At 65.0% G+C, this 20,507-nt stretch carries 20 protein-coding genes; 11 read left to right on the plus strand and 9 right to left on the minus strand.

The genetic code is table 11. The annotated features are described in order from the left end of the window. The first annotated feature begins 102 nt into the window (after positions 1 to 102). From ACIQXM_RS16575 to ACIQXM_RS16590, 4 genes are all read left to right on the plus strand, one after another. A complete protein-coding gene (locus tag ACIQXM_RS16575; RefSeq protein WP_400933442.1) occupies positions 103 to 843 on the plus strand; it encodes an ABC transporter ATP-binding protein in 741 nt (246 codons plus the stop codon). Then, positions 821 to 2,143, plus strand: coding sequence for an ABC transporter permease (locus ACIQXM_RS16580; protein WP_400933444.1), 1,323 nt, complete (start codon positions 821 to 823; stop codon positions 2,141 to 2,143). Before ACIQXM_RS16575 ends, ACIQXM_RS16580 begins: the two co-directional genes overlap by 23 nt. A gap of 184 nt (positions 2,144 to 2,327) precedes the next feature. Then, on the plus strand, positions 2,328 to 3,068 hold the full coding sequence (locus ACIQXM_RS16585) for a queuosine precursor transporter (protein ID WP_400933446.1): 741 nt from the start codon (positions 2,328 to 2,330) through the stop codon (positions 3,066 to 3,068). Positions 3,069 to 3,194: 126 nt separating this feature from the next. Beyond that, entirely contained in the window at positions 3,195 to 3,434 is a 240-nt protein-coding gene (locus tag ACIQXM_RS16590) for a hypothetical protein (RefSeq protein ID WP_400933448.1), read from the plus strand. A 24-nt stretch (positions 3,435 to 3,458) separates the two neighbouring features. On the opposite strand, the gene tgt is transcribed toward ACIQXM_RS16590, so the two are convergent. Further along, the gene (tgt, locus tag ACIQXM_RS16595) at positions 3,459 to 4,733 is read right to left on the minus strand and encodes a tRNA guanosine(34) transglycosylase Tgt (protein WP_400933450.1); all 1,275 of its coding nucleotides are present in this window, start codon (positions 4,731 to 4,733) and stop codon (positions 3,459 to 3,461) included. 197 nt (positions 4,734 to 4,930) lie between these two features. Between tgt and ACIQXM_RS16600 the strand changes: the two genes are divergently transcribed. Further along, entirely contained in the window at positions 4,931 to 6,004 is a 1,074-nt protein-coding gene (locus ACIQXM_RS16600) for an FUSC family protein (protein ID WP_400933452.1), read from the plus strand. Here ACIQXM_RS16600 and ACIQXM_RS16605 read toward each other — a convergent pair. Then, positions 6,001 to 6,873 (minus strand): DUF6707 family protein, encoded by an 873-nt coding sequence (locus tag ACIQXM_RS16605; protein WP_400933454.1) that lies wholly within the window; start codon positions 6,871 to 6,873, stop codon positions 6,001 to 6,003. The genes ACIQXM_RS16600 and ACIQXM_RS16605 overlap by 4 nt on opposite strands. A 59-nt stretch (positions 6,874 to 6,932) precedes the next feature. Next, positions 6,933 to 7,472 carry an NUDIX hydrolase family protein gene (locus ACIQXM_RS16610; RefSeq protein WP_400933456.1) on the minus strand — a complete coding sequence of 180 codons (540 nt, stop codon included), beginning with the start codon at positions 7,470 to 7,472 and terminating at the stop codon, positions 6,933 to 6,935. 287 nt (positions 7,473 to 7,759) lie between these two features. Here ACIQXM_RS16610 and ACIQXM_RS16615 point away from each other — a divergent pair, with 287 nt between their 5' ends. Both ACIQXM_RS16615 and ACIQXM_RS16620 read left to right on the plus strand, forming a co-directional pair. Further along, positions 7,760 to 8,338 (plus strand): YdeI family protein, encoded by a 579-nt coding sequence (locus tag ACIQXM_RS16615; RefSeq protein WP_400933605.1) that lies wholly within the window; start codon positions 7,760 to 7,762, stop codon positions 8,336 to 8,338. A 118-nt stretch (positions 8,339 to 8,456) separates the two neighbouring features. After that, positions 8,457 to 9,329 carry a class II glutamine amidotransferase gene (locus tag ACIQXM_RS16620; RefSeq protein WP_400933458.1) on the plus strand — a complete coding sequence of 291 codons (873 nt, stop codon included), beginning with the start codon at positions 8,457 to 8,459 and terminating at the stop codon, positions 9,327 to 9,329. Between the two features lie 87 nt (positions 9,330 to 9,416). On the opposite strand, the gene ACIQXM_RS16625 is transcribed toward ACIQXM_RS16620, so the two are convergent. After that, entirely contained in the window at positions 9,417 to 10,544 is a 1,128-nt protein-coding gene (locus ACIQXM_RS16625; RefSeq protein WP_400933460.1) for a glycoside hydrolase family 76 protein, read from the minus strand. Between the two features lie 188 nt (positions 10,545 to 10,732). Here ACIQXM_RS16625 and ACIQXM_RS16630 point away from each other — a divergent pair, with 188 nt between their 5' ends. Both ACIQXM_RS16630 and ACIQXM_RS16635 read left to right on the plus strand, forming a co-directional pair. Continuing rightward, positions 10,733 to 11,506 carry a 3-hydroxyacyl-CoA dehydrogenase gene (locus ACIQXM_RS16630; RefSeq protein ID WP_400933462.1) on the plus strand — a complete coding sequence of 258 codons (774 nt, stop codon included), beginning with the start codon at positions 10,733 to 10,735 and terminating at the stop codon, positions 11,504 to 11,506. Positions 11,507 to 11,508: 2 nt separating this feature from the next. Further along, positions 11,509 to 12,735 carry an acyl-CoA dehydrogenase family protein gene (locus ACIQXM_RS16635; RefSeq protein ID WP_400933464.1) on the plus strand — a complete coding sequence of 409 codons (1,227 nt, stop codon included), beginning with the start codon at positions 11,509 to 11,511 and terminating at the stop codon, positions 12,733 to 12,735. Positions 12,736 to 12,800: 65 nt separating this feature from the next. On the opposite strand, the gene ACIQXM_RS16640 is transcribed toward ACIQXM_RS16635, so the two are convergent. The 4 genes from ACIQXM_RS16640 to ACIQXM_RS16655 all read right to left on the minus strand — a co-directional run bounded on the left by ACIQXM_RS16640 (position 12,801) and on the right by ACIQXM_RS16655 (position 18,209). Then, positions 12,801 to 14,615, minus strand: a complete 1,815-nt coding sequence (locus tag ACIQXM_RS16640; protein WP_400933607.1) for an IucA/IucC family protein — start codon at positions 14,613 to 14,615, stop codon at positions 12,801 to 12,803. 131 nt (positions 14,616 to 14,746) lie between these two features. Next, positions 14,747 to 15,355, minus strand: coding sequence for a GNAT family N-acetyltransferase (locus ACIQXM_RS16645; RefSeq protein ID WP_400933466.1), 609 nt, complete (start codon positions 15,353 to 15,355; stop codon positions 14,747 to 14,749). Next, a complete protein-coding gene (locus ACIQXM_RS16650; RefSeq protein ID WP_400933468.1) occupies positions 15,352 to 16,710 on the minus strand; it encodes a lysine N(6)-hydroxylase/L-ornithine N(5)-oxygenase family protein in 1,359 nt (452 codons plus the stop codon). The genes ACIQXM_RS16645 and ACIQXM_RS16650 overlap by 4 nt, the downstream gene beginning before the upstream one ends. Further along, positions 16,707 to 18,209: a pyridoxal phosphate-dependent decarboxylase family protein gene (locus tag ACIQXM_RS16655; protein WP_400933609.1), complete on the minus strand. Its 1,503-nt coding sequence runs from the start codon at positions 18,207 to 18,209 to the stop codon at positions 16,707 to 16,709. The genes ACIQXM_RS16650 and ACIQXM_RS16655 overlap by 4 nt, the downstream gene beginning before the upstream one ends. Positions 18,210 to 18,584: 375 nt before the next feature. Between ACIQXM_RS16655 and ACIQXM_RS16660 the strand changes: the two genes are divergently transcribed. Beyond that, on the plus strand, positions 18,585 to 19,058 hold the full coding sequence (locus tag ACIQXM_RS16660; RefSeq protein ID WP_400933470.1) for a hypothetical protein: 474 nt from the start codon (positions 18,585 to 18,587) through the stop codon (positions 19,056 to 19,058). 106 nt (positions 19,059 to 19,164) lie between these two features. Beyond that, positions 19,165 to 19,470, plus strand: coding sequence for a hypothetical protein (locus ACIQXM_RS16665; protein WP_400933472.1), 306 nt, complete (start codon positions 19,165 to 19,167; stop codon positions 19,468 to 19,470). Positions 19,471 to 19,515: 45 nt separating this feature from the next. Here ACIQXM_RS16665 and ACIQXM_RS16670 read toward each other — a convergent pair whose 3' ends face one another. Further along, positions 19,516 to 20,445, minus strand: coding sequence for an NADP-dependent oxidoreductase (locus ACIQXM_RS16670; RefSeq protein ID WP_400933474.1), 930 nt, complete (start codon positions 20,443 to 20,445; stop codon positions 19,516 to 19,518). Between the last annotated feature and the right edge of the window lie 62 nt (positions 20,446 to 20,507).

A 20,507-nucleotide genomic window follows, 5' to 3' on the forward strand; every position in this document is an offset into this window, starting at 1 on the left:
GGCGCCGCTTGCGTCCGCAGGCCGCCTTTGGCATCTACCTGTCAGGAGTTCCATGTCCATCTCGCTGCGGTGCGGAGCGCTGCTTGTCTGAGTTGCTGCTGGATGCCCGGGGGGGTCGTCAAGGCTTTCCCCGCTCCGAGCCGCGGCGGGGAACCGGTCTCCGTGCTGCGGCATGTTTCGGCAGCCGTTGCACCGGGGGAGATGGTCAGCATTGTCGGCCCCAGCGGATCCGGGAAATCCACCCTGCTCTACTGTCTCGCTGGTCTGCAGGGATATGACGGCGGCCGGGTACACCTGCTGGGTGAGGATCTCGCCGGTCTTGGCCGCCGGCAGCTTGCTGCCCTCCGGCGGAATGAGGTGGGGTTTGTCTTCCAGTCATTCAACCTCATCCCGTCCTTGAACGTGCGGGAAAACATCGCACTTCCTGCCCGTCTGGCCAAGAAACGCCTCAGCGCAGAGGCGGTGGAGGACGTGCTGGCACGGGTGGGCTTGTCCGGGCAGGCCAAAAACCGCCCGGCCCAGTTGTCCGGCGGACAACGACAGCGGGTGGCGGTCGCCCGGGTGCTGGCTCTGCAGCCGAAGATCGTCTTCGCCGATGAGCCGACGGGTTCCCTGGATACCCTCACCGGTGCCACGGTTCTCAAGCTGCTGCGCGAAGCCGCCCGCGGGGATCGCGGGGTGGTCCTGGTGACCCACGACCTGGAAGCGGCAGCGCTGGCTGACCGGGTGCTTGTCCTTCGGGACGGCGCCATCCACGCCGAGCTGCGGGCTCCGTCACCGGCAGAGGTTTTTCCGCCGTCGCCGAGGCTGGAATTACCGCATGATCAAGCTGGTGGTCGCTGATTTGTGGACCCATGCCCGCGTCTGGGCGGGCGTCCTCCTGGTGTGCATTGCCACCGGCGGCATCGGCGCCGTCAGCGTTGGCCTGATCGAGACAGGCAACCACTACGGCGGCAGCATTCAATACGATCTTGCCGGCGCCAGCACCATCCTCATCCTGTTTTCCACGGCGGCCGCCCTGATCGTGCTCAGCTCTGCGACAGGTCTCGCTGTGGCACTGCAGCAGTGGACCTACGCGGTGTGGCAGCTGGCAGGATTGGCGCCCGAGCTGGTGACCGCCGTCGTTCTTGCCCAGCTGGCGGTGACCGGAGCCGTGGGAGCCGTGACCGGATGGGCCGTGGTGAAGGTGTTCTCCGCGCCGATCTTCGGGTGGTTGTGGAGGCCCCTGAATTTCGCTGAGGACATCAGTGTCCATCTCAGCGGAACGGGACTGGCCGGGATTGCCGCTGCACAGTGCCTGGTGGTGTTGGCGGGCGGGTTCGGCGGCGCCCGCAGGGCAGGGCGGGTGTCGCCCCTGGAAGCACTGCGGACGGCGGAGACCGCCATGATTCCTTTCGGGTGGGTGAGGGGCCTGGTTCTCCTGGTCCTGGCGGGTGCCGCAGCGGCATTCTCCGTGAGCCTGATGCAGGCCGAATTTGAGACGATTGCCGGCAGCGCGCTATTGCTGATTCCACTGTTTGCAGCGGTTTTGGCGGCCGCGGGAACCGTGGTGTTTCAGCCGGTGCTGAAGGGCTGGACATCGCTGGTTCCCCGGCGCTGGTCGGCCTCCTGGTATCTGGCGTGCAATTCCGCGGGTTACCGCCTGGGACAGAGCACTGCTTCCATCACGCCGCTGATGATGGCCACGGCCCTGTCCGGCGGGATCTTCACTACGGCAGCGACTCTGAGCGCCGCAGTGGGCGAGAAGAGGGAACTGTCTGTTGGGGTGGTCATCCTTATGATCGGCGGGCCGCTGCTGCTGGCCGGGGTGGGCGCCATGGCAACGGTGTTCATGTCCGGTTATGCCCGGGAGCGGGAGTTCGCGCTGATTCGCGCCGCGGGCTCAACTGCGGCCCTGGTGGTGCTGGCTGCAATCTGGGAAGCACTTATTTACACCGTTACCGCTGCGGTTTTGGGAACGGCAGCAATTCTGGCCGGTGCAGTGGTTCTTGCGCTCGCCCTGGGTTTGGACGCGCCGGTACTGTCACTGGCCAGCGTCGCCGTCGTGGGCGGCTGCGGGTTCGTCCTGCTTCTGGCGGCTACCCTCGTTCCCACCTTCCTCTGCCTGCGGGCTGAGGTCCCGAGCCAACTCGCTGCGGAATAGGGCGGCAGCGCCTGCTGCAGCGGCGGGGTGGCGGAACCGCGGACAAACGCCGGGGGCGGACGACGTGCCGGGCGTAACGTGGCAGAATTGACGGCGGCCCCTTCGGGCAGCCCGGTGCAGCGGGCCCAGTGCTAATACAGCCGGCAACAGCTACGGCGAACCACTAAGAAACGGAACACCCCAGATGCACACGCAGACAGGCGCCGCGACGGCGCCCGCTCCGGCCTTCGCCGCGCGCGGCAGCTCACATTACGACATCATCCTGACGCTCATGTGCGTCGTGATCGTCATCTCCAACATCGGCGCTACCAAGGGTGTGGTGCTCGGGCCGATCTTCGGCGACTTCAACATCGTGACGGACGGAGGTTTCTTCCTCTTTCCCGTGGCGTACATCCTCGGCGACGTGATCAGCGAGGTCTATGGATTCAAGGCAGCCCGCCGTGCGATCTTTACGGGTTTTGCCATGGCGGCACTGGCCGTGGTGAGTTTTGCCGTAATCATTGCGCTTCCGGGGTTCGACGACGATTACGGCCAGTCCAAGCAGGCGGCCCTGGAAATGGCGTTGGGACCCGTCTGGCGGATCGTCCTGGCCAGCCTGCTCGGTTTTGTGGCAGGTCAGATGCTCAATTCCTGGGTCCTGGTGCGGATGAAGCAGAAGTTCCGGGAACGCGCGCTGATCGGGCGGCTGATGGCTTCCACCGGCGTAGGCGAATTCGCGGACACGCTGATCTTCTGCATCATTGCCGCACCCGTCATCGGCATCACCGACGCCGGCGGCTTCATCAACTACGTGATCTTCGGGTTCGTGTACAAGACCCTTGTTGAATTCCTGTTTGTCCCGGTGACGGCCCTGGTCATCAAGGCCATCAAAAAGCGCGAACCCAGCTACACAGCTCCGGTGCTTGCCGGACCGCCGGAAAACTGACCGGTTCCGTCCAAATTTCTCTGGTCCTGCGGGTGCTGCTGCGCTAGCGTCGCATTGATGAGGGGGATCAGGCGCCAGCCGCCGGTCCCGTCGAGGAACAGGCAGCGAGCAGCCGGGAGGACAGCAATGGCGCAGGAAAAAGAGCGGCCCGACGAGGAAGAGTCCGCGGGCCCGGCTGCCCCGGATGGCCAAGCTGCTGCGGATGACCGCGGCGCTTCTGAAAACCGCAGCGACCCGGAGGGCCGCAGCGCTTCTGGAAACGGCGGGGCAGCCGGGGGACCCGAAGACCCCGCGGAGGCGGAGCAGTCTCCCACCGGCGAGGATGATCCGGAGCAGAACCCGCCGCTGCCCCGGGCCTGGAACTAGGGCCTGGGCAGCAACCGGGCCCGGCTAGATCTTGGCGCTGTAATAGTTGCCGAGGGTTTCGGCCTTGAAATCGAAGAATGACCCGTTCTCGATGGCCAGCCGGGCATCGTCCACGAGCTTTACCGTGAACCGCTCATTGTGGATGGAGACCAGTGTGGAGGCCACCATTTCCTTCGCCCGGAACAGATGGTGGATGTATGCCTTCGTGTAGTGCGCACAGGCATAGCAGTCGCAGCCCTCAACCAGCGGAGAGAAGTCCTTCTTGAAGCGGGCGTTGGAGAGATTCAAGCGGCCGTTCGGCGTATAGAAGGCGGACGTGCGCGCTACCCGGGTGGGGGAGACACAGTCGAAGGTGTCGGCACCGTTTTCGATGGCGGTGAAGATGTCATCGGGTTCGGAGATTCCCAGCAGGTGGCGGGGCTTGTCCTCGGGCAGTTCCTCGGTGCACCACCGCACGATGGTTCCCAGGTTTTCCTTCTCCAACGCCCCGCCAATGCCGAAGCCGTCAAAATCCATGGCACCGAGATCGCGGGAGGCCTTGCGCCGCAGATCCTCGTACTGGGCACCCTGCAGGACGCCGAACAGCGCCTGGTAAGGCTTCCCCGCGCGCTCCTTTGTGAGTCGCTGATGTTCGGCGATGCAGCGCAGCGCCCAGAGGCGGGTGCGTTCCAGCGACATTTCCTGGTACTCCCGCGAGTTCATCAGGGTGGTCAGCTCATCAAACGCAAACATGATGTCCGCGCCGATCTGGTGCTGCACCTGCATGGACACCTCAGGAGTGAAGCGGTGCTTGTCGCCGTTGAGGTGGGACTTGAACCAGACGCCGTCGTCGTCAATGTGGGCCAGGCGCTCCTTGCCGGGGGCGACGGCGTCGTCCGCTCCCGTAGCGTGGGTGGTGCCGTCCGCGTTCATGTTGATGACCTTCTTGAAGCCGGCGCCCAGGCTCATCACCTGGAAGCCGCCGGAATCAGTGAAGGTGGGTCCGGACCAGTTCATGAACTTGCCGAGCCCGCCCGCGGCGTCCAGAACATCGGGCCCGGGCTGGAGGTACAGGTGGTAGGCGTTCGCCAGGAGGGCCTGGGCGCCCAGGTCCGCCATGGACTCGGGAAGGACCGCCTTGACCGTGGCCTTGGTGCCTACGGCGATGAAGGCCGGCGTGGCAATTTCACCGTGCGGCGTGGTGATCGTTCCGGTGCGGCCCTGGAATTCACCGCCGTTGGCCTGCGTCTGCTCAGCTGAGGGGGCAGTGGTTTCGCGCAGGCGCTTACCAAGGGCGAAAGAAAAGGTTGAGGAAGGCACCTCTCCATTTTGCCCTACCCGGCATCTCGTTCCTGCCGCTCGGGGGCTGCTGCACCGCTCGAGGAGGGGGCGTGAAAGCAAAAGTCGGGGAAGACGCGACGCGCACCACACTTTTTAAGGACGGAAGGGTGCCGGGCGTAACGTGGAACGGGCGATTCTTGCCGTCCTCCCGTGTAAAGAAAGGCCATACCAGACCCTTGGATCAGCTACGAGAAATGTTCCGGATTGGTCCGGCCCACAATGACCATCAAGTGGCTATCCGCTGCGGGCTGGGTGTGGGATTACCGCTGCTGGTGCTGTTGGGGATGGACCGGATCGATCTTGCGATCTTCGCCAGCTTCGGTGCCTTCACCGGCATCTACGGCCGCAACGAGCCGCACCGCCAGCGGCTTGGGCATCAGCTGCGCGCGGGTTTCCTCATGCTCCTGGTGATTACGGCCGGAGCGCTGACTTCCCGGATTGACCCCAGTACCTGGGACATCGTCCTGGGCACATCCATAGTTGCCGGGCTGGGAACCCTGGCCTCCGGATTCTGGCGGCTGCGTCCGGCCGGGTCCCTCTTTCACATTTTTGCCTATGCCGCCATCTCCTCGGTGCCGAACCAGCCGCCGCTGTGGCAGGCGCTGCTGGTGGCCGTGTGCACCGTGGCGTTCTGCCTTTTGCTGGGCATTTCAGGCCGGCTCTTTCCCCGGCACCGCGGTCCGTGGACGAAGCCTGCCCGGCCGCGGTTCAGCTCTGCCCAGCGGAAGGCTGTATGTGCTGAGGCCTGCGAGTATGCCGTAGCCGCGGCGGTGGCCGGTTCCATTGCCACTCTGATGGGGATAGGACACAACTACTGGGCAATGGTCGCGGCTACGGTGCCGCTGGTGGGATTGGGCGCGCGGGTACGCATCTTCCGCGGCGTGCAGCGCATTCTGGGTACCTTCGGCGGTCTGGTGCTTACTGCGCTGATCCTGCTTCCGGGACTCAGCCCGTGGCAGATCGTGGTGGTCATCGCGCTGCTGCAGTTCGGGGCTGAAATGCTCATTGCCCGCCAGTATGCCCTGGCGCAGATTGTGGTCACGCCGCTGGCGCTGGTCAGCACCGAGCTGGCGCATCCGAGCAGCCCCGGGGTCCTGATCCGGGACAGGGCCATCGAAACAGTGATCGGCGCCGCAGTGGGCATGTCGATGGTCCTCATCATGCGCCTGTGGACAGATCACGTCCGCGGGCGTTCACGTCCGGATGCCGGATCCGGAACCCCGGCTCCGCAGAACCCCGAAGGGACCTAAAGGTCCTGGTTCAGTCCGCGGACCGCAATGAGCTCGTTGCGGATCCGGCGGTCCAGCTCATGCTCCGACAGCGTCTGGGAGCCGCCGTGGGCACGCAGGTACAGCAGGGCGTCCAGCCGCAGGACCCTCCAGTCCCGTTCGCCGCGGTCGTCCCCGGAATCGGACGCGCGGTGGATTTCACGGTCGTAGAGGTTCGGCTGGTTGAGCTGGCGCTGCAGCAACTCTGCTGCGAGCTTGGCCTTGAGCGGATCAGTTTCGGCAGTGTCGCCGGCCCGGACGGCCTGCGCATAGGCGGCTGACGTTTCCTGATCTCCAGCCTCATGGGTGATGCGCGCGGCCAGCGCAAGTGCACTCTGGATCCAGTTCCAGCGGCCGAAGTTCCCGTCAAACGGCAGGCCGGTGATGATATTGCAGACCTGCAGCGCGTTTTCGGCGTCGCTGAGGTTCACGTAGAGCATGTGCGCCAAATCCCGGACGTCACGAAGGTTGCTTCCGGACTTGACGTTCAGGCCGCGGCCCAGCCGGGAGGCCACCTCCTGGACGCGGACGTCGTCGGGGTGGGCCTGCGCAGCGGCTTCCACAATGGCAGCGTAGTTTTCCTCTTCATGAGGGACCAGGCGCACGGCGTCGGCCGGGGCACTGACGGGCGGGGGAGCCTGCACGCGCACGGACGAGCCGTACGCCAGGGACAGGGCCATGCCGTCCTCCAGGATCAGATTGACGAGCGCGGGCGTACCGAAATCGTCATCCTTCACCGTGCTGTCCTTCACCGGAGCCAGCGGGGCGCTTTCATGCACCGGGATTTGCCCGGGCTCCAGCAACTCGGCATTGACCCGGAATGTGTAGGATTCCGGTTGGCTCTCAGGCATGGCAGGTTCCTTCTCTTGAAGCAGTCGGCCCCCAGTATATAAAGAAGCGGTGCCGGTGCTCAGCGGCCCCAGGCAGCGGAGGCCAGGGCCTGCCGCAGCAGGTCCCCGCGGCCGCCGGCAAATTCTGCATAAATGTCCGGGCTGAGGGCTTCTTCCGGTGTCAGCCAGGACAGTTCCAGGGCATCCTGCCGCGGGTCGCATTCCCCGGTGACGGGGATGAGGTATGCCAGGGCGACGGCGTGCTGGCGCTCATCGGTCAGCCCCGACTGGGAGGGCGACGGGAAGTATTCGGCCACCGTGAACGGAACCAGGCTGGGCGGCAGCTGGGGCAGGGCCAGGGGACCGAGGTCCTTTTCGAGATGCCGCAGCAGGGCGCCGCGGATTGTCTCCCGGTACATCACGCGGCCGGAGACGAAAGTGCGGACCATCTTGCCCTCACTCGTGGCCTGCAGCAGCAGTCCCACTTCCGTGACGTACCCCAGGGGGTCGCAGCGGACGGGAACGGCTTCCACATAGACCATGGGCAGCCGCTGCCTCGCGTCTCTGAGTTCATCTTCGGAAAGCCAGCCGGGATAGGGGTCAGGGGTACGAACGCTCATAGCAGTGTTCTACCGCAATCCGCCGGGCGGGCTGCAGCGACGCGCGGCGCTTTGGCCCTCGGCTGAACTGGCGGCCGGTCTTCTGCCCTGCCTGCACGGAGACTACGCTCGTGCGTATGAGCGGCAATGATCAGGAGCCGACGACGGCCGGGCCCGCTTCCCCGGCCTCCGGTGCCGGCCCGCAGAAACCCTCGGCCGCCCAGCGTACGGATGCCCGGGGTTCGACGCAGCCCAGGAAGCCCAAACCCACGGCGCAGCCCAAGCCCCCGGCGCAGCCCAAGGCTCCGCTGCCCGAACTCCTGCTGCCGGACGCTGCGGCATGGCGGCAGTGGCTGGACGTCCATCATGCGCAGTCCCCGGGCGTGCAGCTGGTCCTGGGACGCAAAGGAGGCAGCATCACGGCGCTGACCTATGCCGGAGCGCTGCAGGAAGCGCTGTGTTTCGGCTGGATCGACGGACAGGCCAACAAACGCGATGGGGAAAGCTGGATTCAGCGCTTCACTCCGCGCGGCAAACGCAGCATCTGGAGCCAGCGCAACGTGGGCTTCGCGGAGCAGCTGGAAGCTGACGGCCGGATGCGTCCCGCCGGCCGCGCCGCCGTCGAACAGGCCAAGGCCGACGGGCGGTGGGAGGCCGCGTACGCCGGTCCGGCCAGCGCACAAATACCGGCGGACTTGCTGGCTGCGATTGCGGAGGTTCCCCGGGCGCAGGCCATGTATGACATCTTGAACTCCCAAAACCGTTACGCCATGTTCTTCCGGCTCAGTACTCTGAAAACCCCTGCTGCCCGGGAACGCAGGATCGCAGCCTTCGTGCAGATGCTCGCCGACGGACACACGTTGTATCCCCAGCGCCGGACCTCCTGAAGCCTCCGCCCTTGTCTTCGTCTGGAGCCCGCGGGACGCTTGAACGAAAGTGTTGCGTAGGAGGGCAAGCCCGCGGTGGAATCAACTGCGCTGCGGCAGAGCTGTGGAGGATCCCCGTATGTGTCGTCTCTTTGCTATGCACGCCGGAAAGGGCCCCGTCAAAGCCACCTTCTGGCTCCTCAGCGCGCCGGACAGCCTGGCGGAGCAGAGCCGGCGGGAGGCGGACGGATTCGGAATCGGCACCTTTGACCGGGAAGGCCGTCCGATGGTGGAAAAAGCTCCGATTGCGGCCTATGAGGACAAGGCCTTTGCTGCCGAAGCCCGCGACCTGTCCAGCATCACCTTCCTCGCCCATGTGCGGTACGCCAGCACCGGGGGAAACCTGAAGGTCAACACTCATCCGTTCGAGCAGGATAACCGCCTCCTGGCCCACAACGGCGTGGTGGAAGATCTGGACCGCCTGGACGAACGGCTGCGGAAGCTCGGCGCCATGGATCTCGTGAAGGGGGACACGGACAGTGAGAGAGTGTTTGCGCTGATCACTGCGGAGGTGCGCAGCAACGGGGGCGACGTGGAGGCAGCGATCGTGTCCGCCCTGGCCTGGGTGGCGGAAAACCTGCGGCTCTACGCCGTGAACATCATCCTGACCACCGGGGCCGATATGTGGGCTGTCCGCTATCCGGATACGCATCCCCTGTACATCCTCGAACTGTCCGGAACGGACCGGCATCAGGGGATGCGCACCAAACGAATCAGCGTGCACAGCCAGGAACTGGCCGAAGGGCAGCGGCCCGCCGTCCTGCTGGCCACTGAAAAAATGGACGACAACCCGAACTGGCGCCTGATGGACTCCGGCGAAATGATCCACGTTGGTCCCGGCCTGGAAATGGAAAGCAGCCATCCGCTGCCGCCGGAACCGCGCCACCGGCTGACGCTTGCGGATCTGGACGACCGGGCCGCGGCGTCCCAGCACCCGCAAAAGGTCAGCTGAGGAACGGCCTGCACGCATCCGTTTTCTGCACGCATCCCGTTGCGGGCACCTTTTGATGGAGCCGAGGTTCAGGAACCCCGGCAGCAGTCAGCCCAGGCCGCGCCTGATCCGCGCAGCGGCTTCCAGGATTATCCAGGCGGACAGCTGCGTCGAGAGGCCGACGCCGGTCCCCGCAGGATAGTGCCGTTCCGCTGGTTCCAGCGGATGCGGAGAAAATACGGTCCGGGCTCCGCGTTTGGCTCTTCCTTCCCAGAGTGCGCTGGCCGTGGCATCGACAAGCTGTGCGGCTTCCTGGCGCTGATCCGGCGGGAGGGTGGGTGAGACGGCGGCCGAGGCCAGGTAGCGGCAGAGGATTCCCGTGAACAGGCCGGCATCACCGGTGCCGTGCGTGATCAGCACCGAGGATCCGGGATGGGTCAGTTCCTTGCGCACGGCGTTGATCAGATCGGCCGCACGGGCGAGGTTCGCCGGACCGCCCAGCTCCAGCAGTGCTCCCAGAACGGGGCCCTGGTTGTAGGTGAAAACGGCCCGCTCAAGCACGGCATTTGAGGGTTGCCCTCCTTCTGCCGGCTTAATGCCGTCCAGATACAGGCCGGTCTCCGGATCAAGCAGGGTCGTGTTCAGCCAGTCGACCAGGGCCTGGGCGCGCTCGCGTTCACCGTTCCTGGCGAAATGCAGTGCCGCCGGAGCCGTTGCCGGAGTGTTCTTGAAGGAGCGGCGCCGGTTCCAGTACAGCCCGCCGCCAAGCGCCATGGTGTGGGCTGTGTGAAGAGCGCCCGTAAGCGCAGCCAGCATTCGCGGGTGGGGCAGGACGGACGGCACCCGGGGGCCGTCGTCGGGCTGCCGGCCGGACCTGCGAGCGGGAACAAGGGCATCAAGCCTGCTCACGGCCAGCGCCAGCCACGCCATGTCGTCAAAGTACCAATTGGTGGCCCGCAGCCCGTTCCGGAGGCGGATGCTGCGGACCACCACGTGGGCTCGCCGGGCCGCATCGGGGGCTCCGCGCAGGGCAGCGTCGACGAGCGCATCAACGTAATGTGCCTGCCACCAGTAGTGCCAGGGACCGGGCAGCACGTGCCTCGGCGCAGGGCTCTGAACCGCGGCGAGTTCCGTGCCCGGCAACCTGAATAAAGGCCGGGCAAAGGCGCCCGTCACGGATGCGGCGGCGGCGTCGGCGCGGGCCTGGATTTCATGCAGCGGTTCCGAGGACAGCATGCGACCCACCCTAGACCCGTCAGCCGCGCGGTTACAGCGGGAACGCCCGGCAAGCCAGCCTGTCACCGGATCGGGAGAAATCCCCGGAGAGTCGTTTCCCGGCACCTTGAAGGTGCGCTGTGTGCCTGATCACAGTAGGCTCATGATGCGCCGCCGCAGGGGCGGCAGCCTTGTTTGCAGGAGAACCCATGGACATTTCAGGCGCATCGGCACTCGTTACCGGAGGTGCCTCCGGGCTCGGGCGGGCCACGGCCCGCAGGTTGTACGACGCCGGCGCGTCAGTCATCCTCGTGGATCTTCCGTCATCCGGCGGGCTGGCCTACGCCGCTGAATTGGGCGACAACGCGCACTTTGTGCCCGGTGATGTCACTGATCCCGAGCAGATGGCCGCCGCCGTCGAGGCCGCCATGAATGCCGGTCCGCTGCGCGTAGCCGTGAACTGTGCCGGTATTGCCACGCCGGGCAAGGTGCTGGGGCGCAACGGGGTGCTCCCGCTGGAGGACTTTGCCCGCGTCATCCAGGTCAACCTTATTGGAACCTTCAATGTCAGCCGTCTTGCGGCGCAGGCCATGGCCGAAACCGAACCGGTGCAGACCGGCGGAACGACGGAGCGCGGCGTCATCATCAACACCGCATCGGTAGCTGCTTTCGACGGCCAGATTGGGCAGCCGGCGTACTCCGCATCCAAGGGCGGAGTGGCCGCCATGACCCTGCCGCTGGCGCGCGAGCTCGCACGGCACCTGATCCGGGTGGTGACAATCGCCCCGGGGATCTTCGAAACCCCCATGATGGCGGGTCTTCCCCAGGACGCGCAGGATTCCCTCGCTCAGCAGGTTCCGCATCCTTCGCGTTTGGGCCGGCCGGATGAATACGCCGCATTGGCCGTCCACATCATCGAGAACCAGATGCTCAACGGAGAGACGATCCGTCTGGACGGCGCTATTCGGATGGGACCGCGCTAATTTTGGCTTTGGAATCAGAACTTGAACTTCCGGACGCGGACTTCTACGCGTTCGAAGCTTTGCTGAGCGACCGGGAACAGGAGAAACTTGCCGAGCTGCGTGAGTTCCTCAAAACCGAGGTGGCTCCGCATGCCGGGCAGTGGTGGCAGGACGCATACTTTCCCGCTGAGCTGCTGCCCAAACTGGCGGCGCTGAAGCTCTCCACCCCCGTGCAGCAGGGCTACAGTCCGCTGTTCGCCGGACTGGTGATAGCGGAAATGACCCGCACCGATACCTCCATCGCCACGTTCTTCATGGTCCACCACGACTTGTTCGTGGAAGCACTGCACGCCTTCGGCTCGGCGGAGCAGAAGGACCGGCTGCTGGACGACGCTCTGACCCTGCGGATTACCGGAGCCTTTGCCCTCACCGAACCCGACCATGGTTCGGACGTTGCCGGCGGGATGGAAACCACTGCGGTGCGGGACGGCGACACCTGGATCCTGAACGGCAGCAAGCGCTGGATCGGCAACGGAACGTTCTGCGATTACATGCTCCTGTGGGCGCGTGAACCGGAAACCGGCAAGGTTCGGGGCTTCCTGCTGGATGCCTCGCTGCCCGGAGTTCACCGCACCCGGATCGAAAACAAGACGGCGCTCCGAACAGTGCAGAACGCGGACATTACCCTCACCGGGGTGCGGGTTGCGGAAGCTGACCGGCTGGCGGGAATCGACAGCTTCGAGGACATCAAGCACCTGCTGCGCGGTTCACGCATCATGGTGGGCTGGCAGGCTGTCGGCGCGCAGCTGGCCGCCGTCGACATTGCCCGCGCCTATGCCGTTGAGCGCAAACAGTTCGGCCGCCCGCTGGCTTCCTTCCAGCTCGTGACCGAACAGCTCGTCCGGATGCTCGGCAACACGGTGGCAAGCACCGGAATGCTGGCCAGGGTATCCGAGCTGGAGCGGGGCGGGTACCCCTCCGCTGAGGCAGCCGGCCGTCCCGGCGGCGGGCTGAAGCCGTCCGGTGCCGGCATGGCGCAGGCTGCCCTGGCGAAGTCCTATGCCAGCGCCAAAATGCGTGAAACCGTGGCGCTGGGGCGCAGCATTTTGGGCGGCAACGGAATTGTCACCGACTACCGCATGGCCAAGGTCTTTGCGGATGCCGAAGCCATTTACACGTATGAGGGCTCGTACGAGATCAATTCCCTCTTGGTGGGCCGGGATATCACTGGAATTTCAGCACTGAGGTAGGCACGCCCTTCCCCGCCGGCAGGTCCTTCCCCGCCGGCACGGCTGCGCCGGCGGGGAAGACCGGATCACCGCCGGAAGGCAGCCAGCGGGTTGTCGAGCCGCCCGGAGAACTGCAGCCCGCCGGAGGGATCGCTGAGATCCAGCATCTGCTGGTTGTTGCGCAGCTGCAGCCGGTTCAGGCAGGACAGCGGAAAGTCCCCGGCAAAGAGGTCATGCGCGGCAAACTCATCCGCCAGTTCCGGATGCGAGTCCTGGTAGTCCCGCACCACCGAGGCCACCGCGGCCCAAAAGTCCTGCCCGGACAGCTGCCCGTCTTCGTCCAGCAGTGCGGCCAGGAACCGGAAGATGCAATCGAACACATCGGTGAAGATGGACAGGACCTTCTCCTCCTGCGGAATCTGCACCCGCACCCGGGAGCATTCTTCGGGCAGGGCCGTACGGTTTCCCATGACCACGATTTCCTCGGCAATGTCCTTCATGATCATCCGCTGCACGGCCCCGTTCTTCAGCACCATGATCAGGTTCTCGCCGTGCGGCATGTACGCCAGCTCATAGGCGTAGAAGCTGTGCAGCAGCGGCACAAGGTAGGCCCGCAGGTACCCTTCCAGCCACGCCTGCGCACTGAGGCCGGACTGTTCAATCAGGGCCGAAACGAAGGGCCTGCCCGCGGCATCGGTATGCAGGAGGGAGGCCATGGTGGCCAGCTGCTCACCCTCGCCCAGGTGCGGCAGCGGGCTCTCCCGCCACAGGGCGGAGAGCATTTTGCGGTACGGCGAACCCTTGGGCGCCCCCGCCTCAAAGTAGCGGTTCGTGTAGCCGACGGCAGCGCTTTCGCGAAGGATGCTGAAGCCGGCGCCCTGCAGTGTGCCATCAGCCCGGACCAGTGCGTCCAGCCAGGCATTGATGGCGGGTGTGGCCAGCATGTATTCAGGGGAGAGGCCGCGCATGAAGCCCATGTTCACCACGGACAGCGCGGTTTTCACGTAGCAGCGGTCCGTGCGGCCGCGGTTGAAAAAGGTGCGGATGGACTGCTGTGCCTGATAAACGTCGTCACCGGTGCCCAGATGCACCAGATGGCCCTGGGCAATTTCGGCGGCAAAGGTGACCGTCAGCTTGTTGGTCCACTGCCACGGGTGCACCGGCATGTACAGATACGCGGCGGGGTCGGCCCCGCGCTGCGCCAGCCGGGCATCAAAGCCGGCGACGACGGCCGCGCCCAGTTCGCGCTCCAGATGGTCCCGGTAGTCCAGCCCCGGAAGAGAGGTGAAGACGGCGCGGTCGCGGCGCACGGCGATCCACTCCAGCTGAACCGGGGCACCGGCCTCCGGCGCATAGGCCAGGTAATCGTCCGAGCCGAAGCCCAGACGGCCGTTGTTGGCGACAAAACAGGGATGGCCTTCGATCATCGACCGCTCCACGGCCTGGAAGTCCGCAGCGGGGTCCATTCCGCCGGTCACTCCGCGGGCCAGCAGGTCCGACGACGGCGCTTCGGGTGAGTTCTTGAAGGCGTGGGAGGCGAGGGTGCTGCTGATTTCCTCCAAATAGACAGGGAGCATCTGCTCATTGATCCCGAGAGTGCCGGCGAATTCCGTAATAAACACCAGGGCATCCAGGGTTGTTTCACGGCCGTCGGCGAGCCGGCGGATGCCGGCGGCAGGAATGGACCAATGGTCCAGAGCGAGCAGCCGGGCATCGAAGCGGTACTCGGCGCCGCCGTCGTCGGACCACAGGTGATAAGTGGAGTTGTGCGCGCCGGAGGCGGATCCCCGTGATCCCGCCGTGGTGAGCGGTTCCGGACGCAGGATCCGTTCATGGGAAAACTCGGCCAGGGCTTTGCGGATGAGGTGCCTGTTTGCTGCTTCCCACCGTTCGGGAGTCAGGTGCTGGGTGGCCGGGGTGAGGGCCGGGGTGAGGGAAGAAGTCGGTGCTGCCCCGGAGGCGGAGACAGAGACAGAGGCGGAGACGAGGGAAGCGGGAGCTTCGGCAGTGCCGGCATCGGGAAGGGTGGTGGTCACAGGGCTGCTCCTGGCGGTGTGGTGGGGGCGGTCGGGGAATCTCGAACGGTCAGGGAATCGGGGAGTGGCTGGGCAGGGGCGAGGGCATGCAGCGCACGGTGATGGTCCGCCCGGGTGCAAAAGCTCAGGACGGCTTCCTTGTCCCGAAGGGAAATAGTTCCGGCGGGTACAAAACCCATGCGGGCATTCAGCGCCGCAATCTTGGTGTTGCGAACATCCGGTTCCACGACAATCCGCTGTGTGTGCTCGTCCGCAAAGAGGAACTCCAGCACGGAGCGGAACACCGCGGTGGTAAAGCCGGGTTTGGGCCTTTCCGCCGGCCCCACCAGGAGGTGCATGCCCGTGTCTCCGGGCTGCACCGCATAACGGCCGGCCAGCGGAGAGTGCGCTGGCGCGTAGGACTCCATCAGGAACGCCGGCGTTCCGTCATCCAGGCCCAGCCACGCGTGATGATGCGGATTAGCAGCAATGCGGTCATACTCGGCCTGCACCATGGCCCGGGTGGCGTTGAGCATGCCCCAAAACCGTGCGTAGTCGCGGGTCATCCAGCTGTGCAGCAGCGGTGCGTCCCGGCCGGCGTCGACGGGAACAATGGTGAAACTCATGCACCCGCCTCCGCGCCCACGGACGTCCTGGCGGGGACGCCGGCGGACCCGTGTGCCGGAACGCCGAATTCCTGGAAGGCAATGCGGGTCTCCACCGGGTAGTACTCCCGTCCCAGCATCTGCGCAATGATCACCGAGTTCCGGTAGGCGGCCATGCCCAGGTCCGGGCTGACAAAGCCGTGCGTGTGCAGCTCCGCATTCTGCACGAAGATTTCCCCCGGTGCAGTGCCGATTCCATACATCCGGTCAACATCGAACCGCCCGGCGGAATCACGCCGGATGCGCCCGCTGATCCCGGCCAGGAAATCCGGCTCACGGTAGGCGTAACCGGTGCCGAGTACGACGGCGTCGGTCTCCAGCAGGTGCCCCCGGTCCTGTTCACCGTGGTGCAGCGTGAGGGTATGGCTGTCCGTCCGGGGATGGTAGCTGGCGTCAAGCAGTTCCATGTGGGTCAGCAGCCGGGTCCGGGGCTCTCCGTGGAGGCTCTGGGCATACAGGGTGTCATAAATCGTGTTGATCAGGTCCGAGTCGATGCCTTTGTAGAGGTTCTTCTGGGTTGCGACGAGCCGGTCCCGTGTGGGTTCCGGCAGCGCATGAAAATAGTCCACATACTCCGGCGACGTCATTTCCAGGGTCAGCTTGGTGTACTCCAGCGGAAAGAAACGCCCGGAGCGGGTAACCCAGTTCAACTCGTAGCCGCGCGAGGGCAGGTCCTGGAGCAGGTCACAATAGATCTCCGCGGCGCTTTGCCCGCTGCCGACCACCGTGATGCTGGACCGCGACTGCAGTTCGGCTTTCCGGGCCAGATAGTCGGCGTTGTGCAGTACCAGCCCGCCGGCTTCGGTGATGGCACGGGCAGCTTCGGGGACATTCGGCTGGGTTCCGGTTCCCAGGATCAACCGGCGGCCGCGGCGGACCTTCGGCCCCTGCGGCCCGTCAGTGTGCACTGAGTAGGCGCCGTCGTCGTAATCCACGCCTGCGACGCGCTCGCCGAAGTGCACATTAGGCAGCGAGTCCGCCACCCACTGGCAGTAGGCATTGAAGTCGGCACGCAGCGGGTAGAAGTTTTCCCGGATGTAGAAGCGGTAGATGCGGCCGGTCTGTTTGAGGTAGTTGAGGAAGGAATACGGCGATGTTGGATCCGCCAGCGTGACCAAATCCGCCATGAACGGCACCTGGAGGTGGGCGGTGTCCAGCATCATCCCCGGATGCCAGTCGAATGCGGGCCGCGCATCAACGAACACCAGGTCGAGTTCCGCAATCGGATCAGTGAGCGCGGCCAGTCCCAGGTTGAAGGGGCCAACGCCTATACCGACGGCGTCATGCACGTGTACGGCTTCTGCCGCGGCGCTCATGCTGCCACCCCTGCCGCTGCAGCCAGATAGTCCTGTCCGGCGGTGCGGATCAGGGCGAGGATTTCCCGGATGTCCTCCAGGGTGGTTTCCGGATTGAGCAGGGTGAACTTCAAGTAATGCCTGTCCGCCAGCGTTGTTCCTGCGACCACTGCCTCACCTGAGGCAAAAAGTGCCTTGCGAATGTACCGGTTGGCCGCATCGGCACTCTCGTCATCCATGCCCGGCGGAAGGTAGCGGAACACCAGGGTGCTCAGTTGTGCCGGTGCGGCGAGGTCAAAGTCCGGATCAACGGCCAGGAGACCGGAAACATCCGCCGCGAGGTCCACCGCGGCATCGAGCAGGTGCCCGATCCCGTCGGCCCCCATCAGCCGCAGCGTGAGCCACAGCTTCAGTGCGTCGAACCGCCGGGTGGTTTGCAGGCTCTTGTCGACCTGGTTGGGGATCAGCTCCCTGGCTGCACTTTCCGGATTCAGGTAGTCGGCGTAGAAGGTGACGTGTCCAAGCATTGCCGCATCCCGGACCAGCAGGGCGCTGGAGGAAACCGGCTGGAAGAACGTCTTGTGATAGTCAACGGTGACCGAGTCGGCGGCGCTGATGCCGCGGAGCAGATGGCGGTGCTTCAGCGAGGTAATGAGCCCGCCTCCATAAGCCGCGTCCACATGCAGCCAGATGTCGTAGCTCCGGGCGAGGGTCGCGGCGGCCGGAAGCGGGTCAATGCTGCCGAAGTCCGTGGTGCCTGCGGTGGCAACGATGGCCATGGGCGTTTCGCCGCGGGCAATACTGGTCTCCAAAGCCGTCCGCAGTGCCTCGGAATCCATCCGGCGGCGGGAGTCGCAGGGCACCGGCACCACGGCGTCATATCCCAGTCCCAGCAGTGATGCGGACTTTGCGATGCTGAAGTGGCTTGCCTCGGAGGTGAAGATGCGCAGGCCGTCCAAAAGCGCCGGCAGGCGTTGGCCCTCGTGCCGCGGGTCCACGCGCAGCTTGGCTACCGCCTGGTTGCGGGCAATCAGGAGTCCCTGCAGGTTGGACGTGGTCCCGCCGCTGGTAAACACTCCGTCGGCCCGGCCGCCGAGGCCCAACCGGTCCGCCGTCCAGCGAATGAGCCGGCGTTCAATCAGTGTTGCTCCGGCGCTTTGGTCCCAGGTGTCCAGCGAAGAATTGACGGCGGACAAGATGGCTTCCCCCACCAGAGCGGGGATCACCACGGGGCAGTTCAAATGGGCCGCGTACTTTGTGTCGTGAAAGTACACGGCATCCCTCAGATACACGCGGGCAAGTTCCTCCAGGGCGGCGTCTGCGGCCTCCAGCGGCGCGTCCAAATCAATGGCTTCCACCTCCGGCGCCAGTTCTGCGGGCGTGATGCCCGTGAACGGTGCGGTGGTGCCGGCGACTGTTGCGGCAACAAGATTCACGCCCCGGGCGACGTCGGTGGCGTAGCGCGCGGTGGTCCGTGCGGTGAACAGCTGGTCGGCGGCCGCTTCACGTTCGTTCTGCAGAGCCCGGCCGGAGTGCTTTTCTGTGCCGGCGCGCTTTTCTGTGTCGGCGCGCTTTTCTGTATGGTGCAGCAAGGTCACTGCGACTCCCTCGTTATGTCTCAAAGTGGTAACTCAGGTAACCCTTACTTAGGCTTACCTTTACGTCAACATAATGTGACGTAATTCCTGTTAGGCCTGACATATCGCTGAAATTGGGTACAATTTCGCGCCTGCTTTGGGTCTGTGTTCCCTCCTTGAGATGCTCGAGTGGTATTCCGAGGGCTGCGTCAGTAGGCTTACTAACGACGATCTGCCGGATTTCCCCTCTTGTGCATCGGGTAATTGCATCCGGTGCACAAGAGCCGGCAGCCCGCACGCAACGGAAAGGCTAGGTTGATGACTGAGCAGAGTATTCCCGATCCCGAACTGGGCGATGATCCCGTACTGGCTGACGACATAGCCGATGTTGTAACTCCCGATGAAGTCTCGGAAGTCCCGCTCAGCGACCTGACGGATGTCGACGACCTGAGCAATGCGGATGAGCTCATCGATCCTGAGGACCTGAGCTACCCCGGCGCCGCTGAGGATAACCCGGACCGCTGGCAGGAGGATCCGCTGGTGAACGAGGAGCCCCTCATGGGCGAACCCGGAACGCTGTCGGACCAGACCCTGCGGGACGCAACAGAGGAAGAGCGCTACGAAGCGGGCGACTCCCAGATCCCGCCCGAGGTGCCGACGCTCGGGGAGGCGGCGAGCGACGTCGACTTCGATGACCCCGTCTCGGCCGATGAAGAGGACGCCAGCGATGATCCGGCGCACCTGGGCGGAAACCCGCTGGCCGATTTTGACCCGGAGGAACGCGAACTCTAACGGTGCGGATCTTCCGTGTTCTGAGAACTTCTTGAATTCTTAGGGACGAAGCAACCGGCCCGCCTGCCCGGCGGGCCGGTTGCCGTTAACCGTCTAACCTGTTTTTATGCCTTCATTTCGAGCACAGCTGAACATTACGGGGCTGAAACCGGGGACGCCTCCGGAAGCCGTAATGGAAACAGCTGTTGCCGCACTGGCCGCCAGCCATCACGTGGAGGCCAATCAACTCGACATAGTTGGCGGAATTCCCCGCATCACCCTGCGCTTTATGGTTCCGGATAATGAATGGTCGCTGGAAAACTCCTCCGCACTGCACGCTGCGGCAAACATGCGCCACGCCGTGGACGAAATCGCGGAGGCGGAGAGGCTGCGCGTCCTGCGGCGACAGCGGGGCCGTTGGGTTCCGCTGTAGCCGCCGGGGCCGTTGGGTTCCGCTGTAACAGCCGGGGCCGGAAGATCAGAAGAGCAGCACCAATCGGCCCCGGGCTCCGCCCGCCTCGAGCCTGCGGTGCGCCTCTTCGGCCTTTTCCGCAGGCAGGCGGTCCGCTACCCGAAGCGTCAGCGTCCCGTCCTCTGCGAGGCGCCGGAGGGCTTCCAGCTTTTGGCCTGAGTGGTACTCATCACGAACCGCAATGGGATGCACCGTGATGCCGCGTCCCGGTTCCTCGTTCCACCAGCGGAAGGTTGCGAAGCCTCCGCCGTCTTTGATGGCGGGAACGGCTTTTTCATTCATCACAGCTGCATCCGCGAGGGCGTCGACGCCGTCCGGGAAGAACTCCCGGATGCGTTCGGCCACATCGTCGCCCCGCTCCACGATGTAGTCCGGACCCAGGTCGGAGACCAGTTCGCGGTCCTTGGGAGCGGCGTCGGCCACCACCAGCAGGCCGGCGTGTTTAGCCAGCTGGACCAGATAATTTCCCAGCGTTCCCGCGGCTCCGGTAACGGCCAGTGACTGGCCGGGCTGCAGGTTCAACTTCTCCAGAGCCTGGACCGCGGTCAGCCCGTTCATGGGCAGAGTTGACGCTTCAGCGAAGTCCATCCCCGCGGGAATGTGTGCCAGGGAGTCCGCAGGAGCCACTAAGTATTCCGTGTAGGCTCCCTGATGGTCTCCGAACGGCAGCGCAACGGCCATAACCCGGTCGCCCACCTGCCATCCGCCGGCTTCGGACACCTCATCTATGATCCCGGCCGCATCCATGCCGGGCACCGCCGGCATCCGGCTGATGTCCCTGCCGGATCCACCGGCGCGCACAACGGTATCCGTGGGGCTGACTGCTGCCGCGCGGACCCGGATGCGCACCTCGCCCGGCCCGGCATGCGGCTCGGGTACGTCAAGTATTGTCAGGGCCTCGGGGCCGCCGAACTCTTCCACACCAATGATCTTCATATCCGGCGGCAACTTCCTCGGCCGCTGCCGTATTCCTTATCAGCGGTGTGCCGGCTTACATT

The organism is Arthrobacter sp. NPDC097144 (assembly GCF_044762205.1).
In the GTDB taxonomy this organism is placed as follows: Bacteria; Actinomycetota; Actinomycetes; order Actinomycetales; family Micrococcaceae; genus Arthrobacter_B.